This window comes from Neobacillus sp. PS2-9 (assembly GCF_030915525.1).
Classification (GTDB): domain Bacteria; phylum Bacillota; class Bacilli; order Bacillales; family Cytobacillaceae; genus Neobacillus.
This window is the reverse complement of the sequence record NZ_CP133269.1, coordinates 51,255-68,550: the sequence shown is the minus strand read 5'-3', so window position 1 is coordinate 68,550 and position 17,296 is coordinate 51,255. Positions and strand designations below refer to the sequence as shown.

At 39.9% G+C, this 17,296-nt stretch carries 14 protein-coding genes and 4 tRNA genes; all 18 read right to left on the bottom strand.

The features are described from left to right. Positions 1-6 precede the first annotated feature (6 nt). Positions 7-804 carry a two-component system regulatory protein YycI gene (locus RCG25_RS00340; RefSeq protein WP_308081695.1) on the bottom strand — a complete coding sequence of 266 codons (798 nt, stop codon included), beginning with the start codon at positions 802-804 and terminating at the stop codon, positions 7-9. Then, entirely contained in the window at positions 791-2,113 is a 1,323-nt protein-coding gene (locus RCG25_RS00335; RefSeq protein WP_308081694.1) for a YycH family regulatory protein, read from the bottom strand. Before RCG25_RS00335 ends, RCG25_RS00340 begins: the two co-directional genes overlap by 14 nt. Then, positions 2,110-3,936 (bottom strand): cell wall metabolism sensor histidine kinase WalK, encoded by a 1,827-nt coding sequence (walK, locus tag RCG25_RS00330; RefSeq protein WP_308081693.1) that lies wholly within the window; start codon positions 3,934-3,936, stop codon positions 2,110-2,112. The genes RCG25_RS00335 and walK overlap by 4 nt, the downstream gene beginning before the upstream one ends. Before the next feature lie 8 nt (positions 3,937-3,944). After that, positions 3,945-4,655: a response regulator YycF gene (gene yycF, locus RCG25_RS00325; protein ID WP_308081692.1), complete on the bottom strand. Its 711-nt coding sequence runs from the start codon at positions 4,653-4,655 to the stop codon at positions 3,945-3,947. Positions 4,656-5,240: 585 nt separating this feature from the next. Next, the gene (locus RCG25_RS00320) at positions 5,241-6,692 is read right to left on the bottom strand and encodes a peptidoglycan DD-metalloendopeptidase family protein (protein ID WP_308081690.1); all 1,452 of its coding nucleotides are present in this window, start codon (positions 6,690-6,692) and stop codon (positions 5,241-5,243) included. A 413-nt stretch (positions 6,693-7,105) separates the two neighbouring features. Continuing rightward, positions 7,106-7,178, bottom strand: a tRNA-Phe gene (locus RCG25_RS00315). Between the two features lie 159 nt (positions 7,179-7,337). Further along, positions 7,338-7,414: transfer RNA gene (locus RCG25_RS00310), tRNA-Asp, on the bottom strand. 65 nt (positions 7,415-7,479) lie between these two features. Then, positions 7,480-7,551: transfer RNA gene (locus RCG25_RS00305), tRNA-Glu, on the bottom strand. Positions 7,552-7,569: 18 nt separating this feature from the next. Next, a tRNA-Lys gene (locus RCG25_RS00300) sits at positions 7,570-7,645 on the bottom strand. A gap of 276 nt (positions 7,646-7,921) precedes the next feature. Continuing rightward, on the bottom strand, positions 7,922-9,214 hold the full coding sequence (locus RCG25_RS00295; RefSeq protein WP_308081689.1) for an adenylosuccinate synthase: 1,293 nt from the start codon (positions 9,212-9,214) through the stop codon (positions 7,922-7,924). Positions 9,215-9,419: 205 nt separating this feature from the next. Then, a complete protein-coding gene (dnaB, locus tag RCG25_RS00290) occupies positions 9,420-10,772 on the bottom strand; it encodes a replicative DNA helicase (RefSeq protein ID WP_308081688.1) in 1,353 nt (450 codons plus the stop codon). Positions 10,773-10,942: 170 nt separating this feature from the next. Continuing rightward, a complete protein-coding gene (rplI, locus tag RCG25_RS00285) occupies positions 10,943-11,392 on the bottom strand; it encodes a 50S ribosomal protein L9 (protein ID WP_308081687.1) in 450 nt (149 codons plus the stop codon). Continuing rightward, positions 11,389-13,362, bottom strand: coding sequence for a DHH family phosphoesterase (locus RCG25_RS00280; protein ID WP_308081686.1), 1,974 nt, complete (start codon positions 13,360-13,362; stop codon positions 11,389-11,391). The genes rplI and RCG25_RS00280 overlap by 4 nt, the downstream gene beginning before the upstream one ends. 25 nt (positions 13,363-13,387) lie before the next feature. Then, positions 13,388-14,332 carry a YybS family protein gene (locus RCG25_RS00275; protein WP_308081684.1) on the bottom strand — a complete coding sequence of 315 codons (945 nt, stop codon included), beginning with the start codon at positions 14,330-14,332 and terminating at the stop codon, positions 13,388-13,390. Between the two features lie 118 nt (positions 14,333-14,450). After that, the gene (gene rpsR, locus RCG25_RS00270) at positions 14,451-14,690 is read right to left on the bottom strand and encodes a 30S ribosomal protein S18 (RefSeq protein WP_024030263.1); all 240 of its coding nucleotides are present in this window, start codon (positions 14,688-14,690) and stop codon (positions 14,451-14,453) included. Positions 14,691-14,743: 53 nt separating this feature from the next. Beyond that, entirely contained in the window at positions 14,744-15,277 is a 534-nt protein-coding gene (gene ssb / locus RCG25_RS00265) for a single-stranded DNA-binding protein (RefSeq protein WP_308081683.1), read from the bottom strand. A gap of 74 nt (positions 15,278-15,351) precedes the next feature. Next, positions 15,352-15,639: a 30S ribosomal protein S6 gene (gene rpsF / locus RCG25_RS00260; protein WP_307283115.1), complete on the bottom strand. Its 288-nt coding sequence runs from the start codon at positions 15,637-15,639 to the stop codon at positions 15,352-15,354. A 316-nt stretch (positions 15,640-15,955) separates the two neighbouring features. Continuing rightward, positions 15,956-17,056, bottom strand: a complete 1,101-nt coding sequence (gene ychF / locus RCG25_RS00255; RefSeq protein WP_308081682.1) for a redox-regulated ATPase YchF — start codon at positions 17,054-17,056, stop codon at positions 15,956-15,958. Positions 17,057-17,296 lie beyond the last annotated feature (240 nt).

Genomic DNA, 17,296 nt, shown 5'->3' with positions numbered 1-17,296 from the left:
TCTACTTCACTCCACTTTACTATTTTCATCGCTGTTAAATTCTATAATCTGACCTTCAAATGCATTCACAAACAGGCTTTCCTTATCATCAACAACAAAACGCCAGGTTGGCGCTAACACTTGGGATGCCGCCAACTGAACAAGTGTCGAATAACCAAGTTCAACTTTAGTAATTTTACTCTTCGGTTTTAGATTCCCTTTAGAATGAAGGGTTTCAATTGCCTTTAACGGAGTAAGAATCTCTTCCTTCCCCATAAGCTTTTCAATTCCTTCAAGATAGGTTTGTTGATAAGAGACAATTTGATTATCTGTATTAATCGTAAAGGTAATCATCCCGTTCCTATTTTTAAATAAGGGAAAATTATCATATTGTTGATAGTAAGTAACTGTATTTTTTTTGTCGTTCTTCTCCCAAAATTGATAATGCTCACCGTAGAGAATATTTTCCTTTAAAAAGTTGGCAAGCTCTGCTGGTTCAAACTTGGAACTTAGCTGCACCGGCTTTTCAAGTGTAGCTTCAAGGGTAGTCCCAGGCCCCTTTAAAGAAGGTGTTTGTCCCTTTAGCTTGGCCAAATCCCCTTTTGCAAAAGTCTTCGGCTTAGCGCTTAGATACTGACTCTTTACTGGTTCCTTTGGAAGCTCTACATACTTTATCTCGTCGGTTTTTAATCGTTCTTCAAAGGATGCTTCCGTTTTGATTTCATACTTATTGGCATCACGAATTTTCATGAATTGAAATAACAAATATACATCTAAAATCAAGAAGGTTAAGATAAAAATGGTTTTAATTTTACTCCAATCCATGCTTCGAGCCTCCTAGATCATCCATCGTAATTTGCCCCCACGTCTTATCATATCGATAAAACCAGGTAGGTTCTAAGAGGATCAATTTATTCTCCTCCGAATCCCTTTCTATTCGATAGCCTAGAATCAATTCCTCAAGAAGCTCTGGTTTAAAGTTCTGCTTTTTTTGTAAAAACTCCACTATTTCATGACCTGAAGGCTGCGTCACCTTTTTCATTTCAGTTGTTAACGGTAGATTAAGTGATATGAAGGAGCGAACATATTTTTCTATTTCATCTCGTCCCCATTCTTCATATATCTCTGACAACCCTCTGTCATTATAAACTGGGTAGCCGTCAGTACTGTACAATCGGAACGTAACGGAACGATTATATTCGCTTTTAGAAACATATCGATAAGGACCTGTCCACCCGCCATGCTCATTCACGAAATCGATGCTCCGCTTGACTAAATCATAGGAGCTATCAATATAAGTATCTTCCGGAATAGGGTTTACATATTGAAGCATACTTGTATCATAATTAATCGTCATCTTACTAGAATCATTTGCGTACTCTTCCCCATTTGAGATAAAGCTTTTTTGCACATAACTTGGATCATTAAACAGCGCATCCTTGAATTCCTCTGAGTTGATAGCTACCGGTAAATATTTATAAGTAGTCATCTCTGTTTTTCCTTCAGGAAGGTAAATCGTTCGCCTTTCAGATGATTCAAAGGCAAAAAATTCAGGATACCGATTCGCATTTTTGTAAAAATCATGATTAAATCCGCTCAAATTAACGGAAGAGATCCGACTTAAATACACCTGTTGATTTTCGGAGGAAACAAAATAAACGCTTCCCGTGTCCTTCTCCGAATTATCAACATCGATAATAATACGGTTAAAATTGAAGGAGGGGACCTTTTTTCCTTCAATATTTAATACACTGCGATAAAGTTCAATGGGAATTTCCCCTGAATAAATGATTTCTGCATTGCCATCCTTACGAGCTAAATCGTTAATATTCCCAACTTTGTCAGTCACATTTTTCACATCAAAAAAGGACCATTTTCTTAGTTCCTTGACTATCTTGTCTAATTCCACTGGATTGTTCGTACCATAGTGCTTGCCCTTCAAATGGAATAAAATCTGGTTAGGACTGACAATACTTTGAACCTCTTGTTTTTCACTTACCGTAACCTCTTTCACGGTATTCCCATTTTCCATCGTGTCATAGTTAGGTTGATAGGTCCAAAGGTTCCAGGTTAAAAGTATACTAACCAAGACTAGTATGGTTAAAATCCATGATTTAATATTTTCGTATCTCATGACCATTCATCCTCTTCTGAACGCTCATATGGTAAGGAAAACGCAATAGTCGTTCCTTTTCCTTCCTCACTAGAAGCCCAAATCGAACCTCCATGAGCATTGACCATTTCCTTCGCAATGGCCAGACCCAGGCCTGTCCCACCTAATTTACGGGTCCTTGCTTTATCAACACGATAAAAGCGGTCAAAAATCTTTCCGATGTTTTCTTTTGGAATTCCTACACCTTGGTCTTTGACACTAACAATAATTCTATTTTCTTCTTCTTTGATGGAGAAGGTCACTTGTCCACCTTCAGGAGAGTACTTTAAGGCATTCGAAATGATATTATATAAGACCTGTGTCATCTTATCCTCATCAATTTCAATAAATATGGCATGGTTAGGAAGCTTTCTTTTAAAGGTAACATTCTGTTCCTTGGTCATTTCGAACCTGTCGATGATTCGGTGATAGAAGTCAACAAAGTTGACCCATTCTATCGTAAGCCGATAATCTGTACTATCCATTTTTGAAAGCTGTAAAAGGTCATTCACGAGTCGGATCATTCTCTCCGTTTCAGTCCGTGTTACTTCTAGGAAATCCGGTGCAATCTCCTCATCCTGCCAGGCACCATCAGCTAAGGCTTCCAAGTAACTCCTCATCGTGGTTAAAGGTGTTCTTAGTTCGTGTGATACATTGGCTACAAACTCTCGTCTCTCGGCATCAATTTTTTCCTGGTCCGTAATATCATGAAGAACAGCAATCAGTCCATTAACAAAGCCGGTTTCCTTTTGGATAACGGAGAAATTCGCACGAAGGAAATAGCGCTCCGATTTCGTACTGTAATCTAGGATTAATGAATCCTTCTCCTCGAGTAAGTCTTCAAATGTATTCGTGTCATCTAAGTTTAGAAGGGACACAATCGGTTGGGATAGAACTGTTTCACGTGAAACATTCAACAGCTTGGCTGCTGGCTCATTGATTAAAATGACTCGCCCTTTCCGATCGGTAGCTATAACCCCGTCTGTCATATAAGAAAGAACCGACGAAAGCTTTCTCCGTTCCCCTTCAGTCATGGCTTGTGCTTCTTGAAGCTTTTTCGTCAGGTTGTTAAAGGTAATCGCCAGTGTGCCAATCTCATCGTACCCATACACTTTTACTTTCCGTGAAAAATTCCCTTTTGCCATGGCTAATGCCTGCTTCTTCATATCGGCAATCGGTCTTGTAATCGTCTGGGCTAATAAAATTCCTAAAACGGCAGTAATCGATAGAGCAATCGCCGTTCCTGTGGCAAAAATACCATTAATAGTTTTCATTTGTTCAAACACATTTTCTATTTTTGCGACAAGGTAGATGGCCCCAATGACTTTTTTTCCTGATTTAATTGGGGTAGCGAGAACCCAAATTCGGTCCCCTGTATGCGGGTCAATTTGGATGACACTTTGGTCTTCTTCCATCACCATTGATTGTTTAATCCTAAGCTCTGTTGTTCTTTGCCCAACGAGCCCCTGATTGTTGGTGTTGGAAGTGCCGAGAATTTTAAGAGATCTATTTTCAATTACCCGCACCTCAGAAATATCCCCCGCATCAAAGTCTCGAAGGATTTTCCTAATATCTTCTTCGACTGTTGGATCCTCTGGAGTACGCTCTTTTTTCATTTCTTCCACAATATTATAAGCAAGCAAATTCACGCGCTCTTTTAATGATGTCTGGAAGTTTGTCCTAAGCGTTTCTTCCAGCTGCTTTACAAAATACACGCCGATAATTTGCATAGCAACTAATATAAGCAATACATAGATGATGACAAATTTTACGTGTATTGACCGAAAAAAACCAACCTTTTTCATCAATGATATTACTCCTGTTCAGGATTCCGTAAATAGTATCCAACTCCGCGACGGGTAACAATCCATGTTGGGTGACTTGGGCTATCCTCAATTTTTTCACGCAAACGTCTAACCGTTACATCTACCGTTCTCACGTCTCCATAATAATCATAGCCCCATACGGTTTGCAGGAGATGTTCTCTCGTCATAACTTGCCCGATATGCTTTGCTAAATAAAAAAGCAACTCAAACTCACGGTGCGTTAATTCAATCGTCTCACCGCGTTTGGAAACCACATAGGCATCTGGATGGATCACGAGGGAACCAATTTCAATTTCATTTGACTCATTTTCAGCATCAGGCTGTGCCAATACTTGTTGGTGTCTACGTAAGTTTGCTTTCACACGGGCAATTAATTCCCTTGTGCTGAACGGTTTTGTTACGTAATCATCTGCACCTAGTTCTAGACCTAATACTTTATCAATTTCAGAATCCTTCGCTGTCAGCATAATAATCGGCATTTCGTACTTTTTACGAACTTCCCGACATACCTCCATACCATCTCTTAATGGGAGCATAATATCTAGAAGAATTAGATCTGGCTGTATCTCTTCCACTAATTCGAGTGCTTCATTTCCATCATAGGCGCAATAGACAACATATCCTTCTTTTTTCAGGTTGAACTGCAAAATATCTGCAATTGGCTTTTCATCATCCACAACAAGAATTTTCTTTTCCATACCATTGCTCCTTTTTTTATCAATTATCTATTCAATCACAAGTTGTTAAAAGTCATAACTATACTATTTTACTTTACCATTTTATTAGCATAAATTCATCTTTAACTAGCATTTGGCAAGATTGGCATGTTATACTTTTCCACTTTTGTTATTTTTATAAGGCTTTTGTAAACTGATCTGTTGATTTCCGCTCCAGGCGCTTCGCTTTCCGTGGGCGTTTCGGCGAGCCTCCTCGGCGCTCACGCCTGCGGGGTCTCCCCTGACCCGCACTCCCACAGGAGTCTTCGCGCCTTCCGCTCCAATCAACAGGTGTGTTAAAACGATATAATGCTTTAACATGGCCTTTCATAAAAAGTAAAAGTCTCTAGTAACGACTAGAGACCTTTCATTTATATTATTTTGGCTCTGTTAACCTTGCCTGTTGATTTCCGCTCCAGGCACTTCGCTTTCCGTGGGTGTTTCGGCGAGCCTCCTCGGCGCATGCGCCTGCGGGGTCTCCCCTGAACCATACTCCCACAGGAGTCTTCGTGCCTTCCGCTCCAATCAACAGAGTGTAAAAATCAACACTGTTCTTTAACATAACCATTATTTTAAATAAGTAAGTGGGTTAACTAAGCTTCCATTTTTATATACTTCGAAGTGAAGGTGGACGCCGGTTACGTTTCCTGTTGCACCCATGATTCCAATTGCTGTGCCTTTAGAAACAGTTTGTCCTACTTTTACGTTAATCGATGACATGTGGCCATAAAGCGTACGGAAACCATTTTTATGGTCGATAATGACTTTATTTCCATAGCCACCTGAATCCCAACCAGCAGAAACAACAACGCCATTATCCGCAGCCTTAATAGTCTTGTTACTTGGTCTCGCAATATCAATCCCTTTATGCATTTTTCCCCAGCGATAGCCAAGCTTACTGGATACATACCCACCAACGGTTGGCCAGGCAAAGGAACCCTCCCCACGAGATGGGATTGCTTTCGTTCCTTTAATAACAATGTGATTGATTGGCTGCTGTAGAATTTGTTCACTTGTTTGATCTTTTTTAATGGTTACGCCATTTTGTTCTGATAGTAAATAGTTTACTAAGCGGGATCCGTTTTGTCCTGCTTGCTTTTCCTTGGTTTCACCTTTAGGCATAGATGAATCCTCAACTACTTCATTCGTAAATGCTATTTCTTCCTTTAGATTAGCTTCTTTATCAACAATGACAGCAACATACGGTTGTAGAACCGTAACATTTAATTCCTGGCCAATCTTCAAAAGAGTTCCAGCCGTCAGACCTGGGTTTAATGCCAGGATATCATCCTGACTTAAGCCATGGTTCGAAGCAATTGTTTCGAGAACATCGCCCTCTTGAACAATATATTTCTTTTCCTCTAACGTACCTTTTTGTAAAAACGTTAAAGCTTCCGCACTAGACATTATTTTTTCCGGAGCAATATTTTCCGTTTTAATGGAAACATCTTTAGATAATCGAACGTCTAATAACCGGGTTTCATTTTCCTTTAATGCGGGTAAAGAAGGAGTAGCTGACGCTTTTCTAGACTCCAATTCGTTTAATTGCTCTTCAGTTACGTATTGAAGCTTCAGTTTCTTTATGACATCCTTGGCTTCCTCTTTATTGTCTAAATAAGCAATTGGTTTTCCATCAATAACGATGGCTGATGCCTCCGCTTGCAGTTGAAATGACTTTTTAATAGTTTGAAGTGTTTCTTGATTATCGGCAGAAGCACGGAAAACCTGTTCAGGTATGTACTTGACCTGTGGACCAAATTTTAGTGTGACATCCTTGAGGGATTTTCTGGCTGTTATAACTTCCTCGTCCACTAATTGATCGACTATATTTTTATCAGTAACATTGCCGATATATGTACCATTCAAATAAACATGATAAATGGTGGTTAATTTCGATGAAGTAGCAAGTGCAACTGGCCCATTGCTAAAGGCAACGACAGATGCAGCCAATACAGTAATAATGGTCGTTTTAAGTAGTAAAAACTTTTTTGTTTTCGCTATTTTATTAAAAAATAACATCTTTTCCTCCTAAACCACGGTAAAACCCTCTTACTCTAGTACTTTTGACTAACAAAGAATTTCCCAGTATTTTAGACCTTCTTTACTTTACCATAGTTTGATTTAAAAAGATTAATAGTTGATATAATGTAACAAAAATGTATAATTGCTGACATTTTTCTACTTTTTTTAAGATTAATCAGTCAAATTAACTCAAATTTTCTTTGGATTTTAAAATATGGAGTAGGGTAGAATTCCTATAATATCAAGGATTACAATAGTCCTAGAGTAATAGATTTCTTTTTATAAAATAGGACAAGCGAATTATTCCTGTTTTGTAAAATAAGAGGGATATTTATTACAAAAAAATTACAAAAATGTGTTCTGTGAGGGAATAAAAAAAGAAGCCTGCCGAAGCAAACTTCTTTTTTGGATGGCTCAGGACGGAATCGAACCGCCGACACAAGGATTTTCAGTCCTTTGCTCTACCGACTGAGCTACTGAGCCATATTAAGATGATTCACTAATCTTTAATTGAGATAAAGACCTTTGCTCAAAAGAACTTCCGTTCTTTTTCGCAAATTGCCGCAGAAGCGTAATCAGGATGTGAGCAATCTGCTCTACCGACTGAGCTACTGAGCCATAATAAATTTTGTAATATGTAAATGGCGGTCCGGACGGGACTCGAACCCGCGACCTCCTGCGTGACAGGCAGGCATTCTAACCAACTGAACTACCGGACCATTATAAATTGATCGTCAGCAAGGAAACCGTCCTTGCCAGTCACTTACTGACAATCAAATGCCGATGACCCCTACGGGATTCGAACCCGTGTTACCGCCGTGAAAGGGCGGTGTCTTAACCGCTTGACCAAGGGGCCATACTAAAAATATTTAAATGGTGAGCCATGAAGGACTCGAACCTTCGACCCTCTGATTAAAAGTCAGATGCTCTACCAACTGAGCTAATGGCTCTCGAATGAAGATGATTCACTAATCTTTTATTTGCGACGGATGCCCACGCCTCAGAAAGCATATTCAAGTAGCAGCTCGGCGTGTGCCCTGATGCTATTTCTAAGAAGCTTACTCGATCGTGCTCTACCAACTGAGCTAATGGCTCTCGTTTATTTCTTTGTCGTATCGTGGCGACGCTTTTTATAATAGCATGGATAATACTATTTAGGCAATACTTTTTCAAAAAAACTTTTTAAATAATTGAAGCCCTCAAATTTGAGGGCTTCTCACTATGTTTTAAACTTGTCTCCAAGGGCTTCTTACTACGTTTGTTTGATTACGGTCAGGTCCTACAGAGAAAGTTGTTAATGGCACTCCTGTTAGCTGCGTTACACGCTCTACATAGTGGCGGGCATTAACTGGAAGTTCGTCTAATGCTTTCACTCCTGTAATATCTTCTGTCCAGCCTGGTAATTCCTCATAAACTGGCACACACTCTGCTAAAATTCGTAAATTTGCAGGGTATTCAGTAATTAACTCATCCTTATAGCGGTATGCCGTACAAATTTTCAATGTTTCGATGCCAGTTAATACATCGATTGAGTTAAGTGAAAGGTCTGTTAATCCACTGACACGGCGGGCATGACGGACAACTACACTATCAAACCAGCCAACACGGCGAGGGCGTCCTGTTGTTGTACCGTATTCACGACCTACTTCGCGAATTTGATGTCCAATTTCATCATGTAGTTCAGTTGGGAACGGACCATCACCCACACGGGAAGTATAGGCTTTACATACTCCTACTACATGCGTAATTTTAGATGGACCAACACCAGAACCAATCGTTACTCCTCCAGCAACAGGATTCGAAGATGTAACGAATGGGTATGTGCCTTGGTCAATATCAAGCATAACACCTTGTGCACCTTCGAAAAGAACACGTTTGCCGTCATCTAAAGCATCATTTAACACAACAGATGTATCACAAACATAATGCTTCACTTGTTGGCCGTATTCATAGTACTCATCAAGGATTTCTTCCTTGGTAAAACCTGTTGTTTCATATATACGTTCAAATAGACGATTTTTTTCTGCTAGGTTTTGTTCAAGCTTTTCTTCGAAGATTTCACGATCTAATAAATCAGCCATACGAATACCGACACGAGCAGCTTTGTCCATGTAAGCAGGACCGATCCCTTTTTTAGTTGTACCGATTTTATTAGCACCTTTGCGTTCTTCTTCCACTTCATCTAATTTGAGGTGGTAGGGAAGAATGACATGTGCGCGGTTACTAATGCGAAGATTATCCGTTGTAATTCCTTTTTCATGTAAATAAGCAAGTTCATTAACCAGTGCCTTCGGATCGACAACCATACCATTCCCAATTACACATGCTTTTTCTTTATAGAAAATCCCTGATGGAATCAGGTGTAATTTGTAGGTTTCTCCATTAAATTTTATGGTGTGGCCTGCATTGTTTCCACCTTGATAACGTGCAATGACCTCTGCATTTTCAGATAGGAAATCAGTAATTTTTCCTTTTCCTTCGTCTCCCCATTGCGTACCAACAACCACTACTGATGACATAAAAGGCACCTCCGAAATTTTTGCTTTCAGTAAATATTTATTATTCCCTCAGATAGTTTATCAATTTAACGAGTAAAAATCAACAAAACACGAACAATTTATAACAAATTTTATATTATGTTCGTAAAATATTAATTTACCATTCTATTAATCTTCCAACTTGGAAATAAAAAAGGCTAGCCAAGAATGGCTAACCTTCAAAAATCTATGCACCTGGCGGCTCATACCGCGTCTCGAGATTGACGAACTTATTATATTCCTTAACAAAGGCCAACGCTACAGTACCAGTTGGGCCGTTACGCTGCTTGGCAATAATGATCTCAATGATATTTTTATTCTCCGATTCCTTATCATAGTAATCATCACGATATAAGAAGGCAACAATATCGGCATCCTGCTCGATACTTCCTGATTCACGGATATCGGACATCATCGGACGCTTATCTTGACGCTGTTCCACACCACGGGAAAGCTGAGAAAGAGCAATAACAGGAACCTTCAGCTCACGGGCTAACTGCTTAAGGGAACGGGAAATTTCCGAAACTTCCTGCTGACGGTTCTCACCTGATCGGCCGCTTCCCAAAATCAACTGCAAGTAATCGATTAAAATCATGCCTAACCCATGCTCTTGTTGCAAGCGACGGCATTTTGAACGGATATCACTAATTCTAACACCAGGGGTATCATCGATAAAAATCCCTGAATTTGATAGACTACCCATTGCCATAGTCAGCTTGCCCCAGTCATCATCCGTTAAGGAACCGGTACGCAGCCTTTGCGCATCAATATTACCTTCCGAACAAAGCATACGCATTACCAGCTGTTCTGCACCCATCTCAAGACTGAAAATAGCTACATTTTCACCCGTCTTCGTCGCTACATTGGAAGCAATATTCAAAGCAAATGCCGTTTTACCTACAGAAGGACGAGCACCTACAATAATTAAGTCATTTCGCTGGAACCCGGCTGTCATTCTGTCTAGCTCAGCAAATCCGGTAGAAATCCCCGTAATCTCTCCTACACGATTGTGCATTTCTTCAATATTGTCATACGTACGGACAAGGACATCTTTAATATTATGGAACGCTCCTGCATTCTTTCTCTGGGCAACTTCCATAATACTTTTTTCCGCTTCACTTAAGAGTGCTTCAACCTCATCCTCACGCGAATATCCATCGGTTGCGATATTCGTTGCCGTACGAATCAGTCTTCTAAGTAACGATTTTTCTTCTACTATTCTCGCATAATACTCAATATTGGCTGCTGTAGGTACAGAACCTGCAAGCTCACTTAAATAACTCACACCACCGGTATCTTCTAAAAGCTTGGCTGCTGCCAGCTCCTCCGTCACGGTAATCAAGTCAACGGCTTTTCCTTGATCATTTAAGTTGAGCATCACATTAAATATTTTTTGATGTGCAGCACGGTAAAAATCTTCAGGAATCAAGATTTCCGATGCCAAAGTTAAAGAAGAAGGCTCTAAAAAGATAGCCCCTAAAACAGCCTGTTCGGCCTCTATATTTTGTGGCGGCATGCGATCCGCGAATAAATCATTCATTTATAAAAAACCTCCTATTCTAGTAGGATGATTTTAAGTAATAGTCTAAAAGTATTATATCATATCCTAAAAAGAAAAAAGTGATCAGCTAAGACCGATCACATCATTGATAACTTTTATATCTTAACATGGTTTCCTACCAATTCACACTGGCAAATTTTATCCCTGTACTATTTTATTTCTTTAACAGAGACAGTTAATGTAGCTGTTACTTCGTGGTAAAGCTTTACTGGAACCTTTGTGTGGCCAAGCGTGCGAATCGCATCAGTTAGTTCCATTTTACGCTTATCAATTTTAATTCCATGTTTCTTTTGCAATTCTTCTGCAATTTGCTTTGTTGTAATGGAACCAAAGAGTCTTCCACCCTCACCAGCTTTAGCCGTTAACTCCACCGTAATTTTATCCAATACTTCTTTCAACTTTTTCGCTTCGGCTAGTTCTTCTGCCGCTTCCTTTTCTTGTTTCTTTTTTTGGGCATCTAAAGAACTGACATTAGCATTATTTGCTTCAACAGCTAAACCTTGTTTAATTAAAAAGTTATGTGCATAGCCATCAGCTACATTTTTCACTTCACCTTTTTTACCTTTTCCTTTTACATCTTTAAGAAATATTACTTTCATTCTTTTTTCACTCCTTCAAAATATTCATCAATTGCCAGCTTTAACTTTGTTTCCGTTTCGTTTATCGTTAAGCCACTAAGCTGGGTCGCTGCATTCGTAAGGTGACCGCCACCTTTAAGGCTTTCCATAATCACTTGGACATTGATGTTTCCTAGTGAACGTGCACTAATTCCTATAACACCTTCACTCCTTTTGGAAATAACAAAAGAGGCGAGAACTCCATCCATCGTTAACAAAGTATCTGCTGCTTGCGCAATAATGACTTGATCATTCAGTTCATTTTCATTTCCTTTTGCTATAGCCACTCCCTCACGATAAAAAGAAACAGATTCAATCAGCTTGGCCCGTTTGATATATGTATCTACATCTTCTTTTAAAAGCTTTTGGACTAAAACTGTATCTGCACCATGGGCACGTAAGTAGGAGGCTGCATCAAACGTCCTGGACCCTGTCCGTAAGGAGAAACTCTTTGTGTCGACAATAATCCCTGCTAATAGAGCAGTGGCTTCGATCATCTCAATTTTACCTCTTTTAGGCTGATATTCCAAAAACTCCGTTACTAGCTCGGCAGTAGAAGATGCATAGGGCTCCATATAAACAAGCAATGGATTGGCAATAAAATCCTCACCACGACGATGATGGTCAATGACCACCACATGGTCTATTTTATTTAACAGTCGCTCTTCCATGACTAAGGCAGGCTTATGTGTATCCACAATCACTAGAAGGGTTTTTTCTGTAGACATTTCTAATGCTTGCTCTGGACCAATAAAATGTGAATATAACTGCTCACTCTGGCGTATTTCTTCCATGAGCCTTTTACCACCATTGTCCAGTTCTGACGTATTGACCACAATATATGCTTCTTTTTGATTCATTTGCGCTACTTTATAAATGCCAATACTGGAACCAATAGAATCCATATCAGGGTTTTTATGCCCCATGACAATCACTTTATCACTGGCCGTAATTAAATCCCTCAAGGCATGAGAAATGACACGTGCTCTTACCCTTGTCCGTTTTTCAACAGGATTTGTTTTTCCACCGAAGAATTTCACTTTCCCATTTGGCAGTTTAATGGCTACCTGATCGCCGCCTCTGCCGAGAGCTAAGTCAAGGCTTGATTGTGCTAATGCTCCCAATTCAGGTAAAGAAGTAACACCTGTTCCAACCCCGATACTTAAGGTAAAGGAGACATTCTGCTTGGAGGTCATTTCTCTTACATCATCAAGAATAGTAAATTTGCCCTTTTCAAGAGAACGGAGAATTCCTTCACTAAACACAGCAATAAATCGCTCAGAGGAAACCCGTTTGAGGAAAATTCCATTATCCTGAGCCCATTTATTTAGGATAGATGTCACGAGATTGTTAATACTCCCTCGCATTTGGTCATCCATACCCTGTGTCAGATCATCGTAATTATCTAAGAAAATGGTGCCAATAACCGTCCGTTCATCCTGGTACTTTTTTTCAATTTCTTTTTGTTCGGTAACATCAAAAAAGTATAATAGCCGCTCTTCACGTTTGTGGATGACACGAAACTTCCGTTCATGAAGAGTAATAATTTCCGTTTCCACTTCCTGTTTAATCAACGGAATGAGTGAATCTGCCACATCATAAAGCGATCTTCCAACTAATGTTTCTTCATCAAAGTATGAGGCCAGGAAAGGGTTGGTCCACTCAACGAAATACTCCTCATTAATGAGCATAATCCCAATTGGCATTTCCATAAGCGCCTCTTCGCCAACCTTTTTGACTCGGTAGGAAAGGGTTGAGATGTATTCTTCCATTTCTTTTCTTTGGCGACGCTCAATAACAAACATATAGTAGAGAGGGAAAAACATTAATAATAACCCGGCCACACTTAATATCCAGTTATATAATAACAGGACAATGAGCAGTACCACTGTAACGCCAATTAACCCATAAAAGGGATAACGGATTGACCGCTTTTCTAAAAATGCAGGCAAAGTTTTCAGCTCCTAGTCGTGAATCTTACTCTTTCTTTTCAAATTGCCTTCGAAAATCAAAGCCTAAATCAGTAATGCCCAATACCATTATTATATAACGGACTATTGGAATCATCAAAGTAAGAATTACAACAAGCACACCAAGTCCCTTTGCAACCGACCTTTGGTGGAAAATATAGAATAAAAAAGCAAGACCCTGTACTGTCATTATAATTTCTAAAAGGTATTTAGCATTAATTAATACGGAATATACATATGTACCCTCATGCGGGTGAAACAGCAGCATCGCACCTAAGGAAATTAGATAATACCATAAAAGACTTTTTGGCAGGGATAGATTGCGGAAACTCCCCCATGGCTGGACATTTACACCAAACCTTTTTACAACCGGAAAGCTAATCCATTGAATGAAAAACGAAGCAGATACCGCAGTGAAAATCAGATACGATGGAGCAAGAGTCGTAATTTGATTTATCATTAGGTTACCCTGCTCTTGTAATTTCTCAAGTTGCTCCTCTTGCCCTTGCGTCTTTAATATCTCTTCAGACTGTTTCACTGATTCATTAACAGAGGTTTTCAATTCATGAATAATATCCAATTGGAAAAAAGCAGCCGAAACACTATAAAAAATAACCATTCCTATTGTTAGGATAAGGGTGCTAGCAAGTAAAATAAAATTCCGACTCTTGTTTTTTTGCACCAGATAGCCAATGACCACTCCAGCAGATCCATGGATCAACATAAGGGCTAGCCCCCTTAATGAGCCAGCAAAAAAGGAGATAAAAACAGCTGCTATACAAAAGGCTGTGATCATTTTTATATTATTTTTCGCTGAAAATAATATAAATGGTATGGGTATCGCAATGACGACGAACCCCCCTACAATAGGAACGTAAGTACTTATTAAGATAAGAGCTGCCATCGAAGCTAAAAGAATGGCACCCTCTGTTAGTTTATGTACATTTTTCACTTCTTCACCTCTAATTATGAAAGCTATCCTCTTATTTTAGACTACAAGAGAGTTATGATTCAACTTTATAAAAAGGAAAAAGGCAGTAAGGGCGACCCTTACTGCCTTAGAAAGCTTATTATTCTCCAGCCACGAATGGTAATAATGCCATTTGACGTGCACGTTTGATTGCAACTGTTAGTTTACGTTGGTATTTAGCGCTAGTACCAGTTACACGACGTGGTAAAATTTTTCCACGCTCAGAGATGAATTTTTTAAGTAAATCTACATCTTTGTAATCGATGCGAGAGATGCCATTTGCTGTGAAATAGCAAACCTTACGACGCTTTGCGCGACCGCCTTTACGTCCTCCTGCCATGAAAATTCCCTCCTTTATAATTTTTTTATTTATTCACGTTCGATAAAGGTTGTTTAGAATGGAAGATCATCATCGGAAATGTCAATTTGTCCATTTCCTGCAAATGGATCTTCATCCACACGAGTAAAACCTTTATTTTGGTTTTGGTTTTGGTTTTGGTACTGGCGCTGATTCTGATTGCCGCCTCCGTATTGGTTTCCTTGCGGTTCCCGTGGGGGTGCACCGAAATGATCATTGTCGCCTCTTCCACCGCCGCCACCAGACGAGCTTTTAGGTTCTAAGAACTGAACGCTCTCTGCTTGAACCTCTGTAACGTAAACACGTTTACCATCTTGTCCTTCATAGTTGCGGGTTTGAATACGACCATCAACACCTGCAAGACTGCCCTTTTTCAAGAAGTTCGCTACATTTTCAGCCGGTTTACGCCAAACAACACAATTAATAAAGTCTGCTTCACGTTCACCTGCTTGACTAGAAAATGGTCGATTAACTGCTAGAGTAAAGGTAGCAACAGGAACCCCATTTGGCGTATAGCGCAAATCAGGATCTTTTGTTAAACGGCCAACAAGCACGACACGATTCATCATCAGAATCAACTCCTTTTCTTCCAGGGATTGTTCCACATGAAACATTCTTCACCTGAAAAAATTTTATATTAATATTAAGCTTCTTCTTTAATTACGATATGGCGAATGATATCTTCGCTGATTTTTGCAAGACGAGAAAATTCTTGTACTGCATCAGCTGAAGATGTAGTTTTAGCGATTTGGTAGTATCCGTCACGGAAATCGTTGATTTCGTATGCAAGACGGCGCTTACCCCAATCTTTTGTTTCAGCAGTTTCCGCACCATTGTCAAGAAGAATTGTGTTAAAACGCTCAACTAGAGCCTTTTTCGCTTCCTCTTCAATGTTTGGGCGGATGATGTACATGATTTCGTACTTATTCATCACAGTCACCTCCTTTTGGTCTAAACGGCCCGAATGGGCAAGGAGCAATTATTCATTACTCACAAGTTAAGATTATAGCATAGAAAAACAGGAAAAGCAATGTTCTTTCCCTGTTCCCATTTTTACCTATTTACATTGATTTAAACATGTAACCTAGTCTGTTGATTTCCGCTCCAGGCACGAGCGGTTCGTGGGTGTTTCGGCGAGCCTCCTCGGCGCAAGCGCCTGCGGGGTCTCCCCTGAACCATACTTCCACAGGAGTCTTCGTGCCTTCCGCTCCAATCAACGGGATGCCAGTTCAACAATATGCTATAAACTATACATTGAAACGGAAGTGGATGACGTCGCCGTCTTTTACTTCGTACTCTTTTCCTTCTAGGCGGACTTTTCCAGCTTCTTTAGCTGCGTTGTGGCTTCCTGCTGCTAGAAGGTCATCGTAGGATACTGTTTCTGCACGAATGAATCCACGTTCGAAATCAGAATGAATGACACCCGCACACTGAGGAGCCTTCATTCCTTTTTTGAATGTCCAAGCACGAACCTCTTGAACTCCTGCTGTGAAATAGGTAGCTAAGCCAAGTAAGTTATATGCAGCACGGATTAACTGATCTAGACCTGATTCTTCGATGCCAAGCTCAGAAAGGAACATAGCCTTTTCTTCACCCTCAAGCTCTGCAATTTCTTCTTCAATTTTCGCACAAACCACGATTACTTCAGCATTATCAGCTGCCGCATATTCACGAACTTTTTGTACATATTCATTATCAGAAGGATCAGCAATATCATCTTCACTCACATTAGCTACATACAGAACAGGTTTAATCGTTAAAAGATGTAGACCTTTAACTAATTTCATTTGTTCCTCTGTGAAATCAACCGTACGAGCAGGTTTCTCTGCTTCAAACGCATCACGAAGCATTGCAAGTACTTCGAATTCTGCTGCTGCATCCTTATCTTTTTGCTTAGCCAATTTTTCAACGCGGCTAATACGCTTTTCCACGGATTCCATGTCTGCAAGAATTAACTCCAAGTTAATGACTTCAATATCATCAATTGGGTCCACTTTTCCAGAAACGTGTGTGATATTTTCATCTGCGAAGCAGCGAACTACTTGGCAAATCGCATCTACTTGGCGGATATGAGATAGGAACTTGTTTCCTAACCCTTCACCTTTACTTGCACCTTTAACAATCCCAGCAATATCGGTAAATTCAAATGCTGTTGGAACAGTTTTCTTAGGTTGAACAAGCTCAGTTAATTTTTGTAAACGGTGGTCAGGTACTTCTACAATTCCTACGTTTGGATCAATCGTACAGAAAGGATAGTTCGCTGATTCCGCTCCTGCCTGTGTGATTGCATTAAATAAAGTAGACTTACCAACGTTCGGTAAACCTACGATACCAGCTGTTAAAGCCATGTCCTTCACTCCTCATATTAAAAATCGATCTATTTTAGGCTATGTTAACTTGATTGTTGATTTCCGCTCCAGGCACTTCGCTTTCCGTGGGTGTTTCGGCGAGCCTCCTCGGCGCAAGCGCCTGCGGGGTCTCCCCTGAACCATACTCCCACAGGAGTCTTCGTGCCTTCCGCTCCAATCAACAGGGTATAAAAATCAATACTGTTCTTTAACATTGCCCTATTTAAATTAAAATTGAGT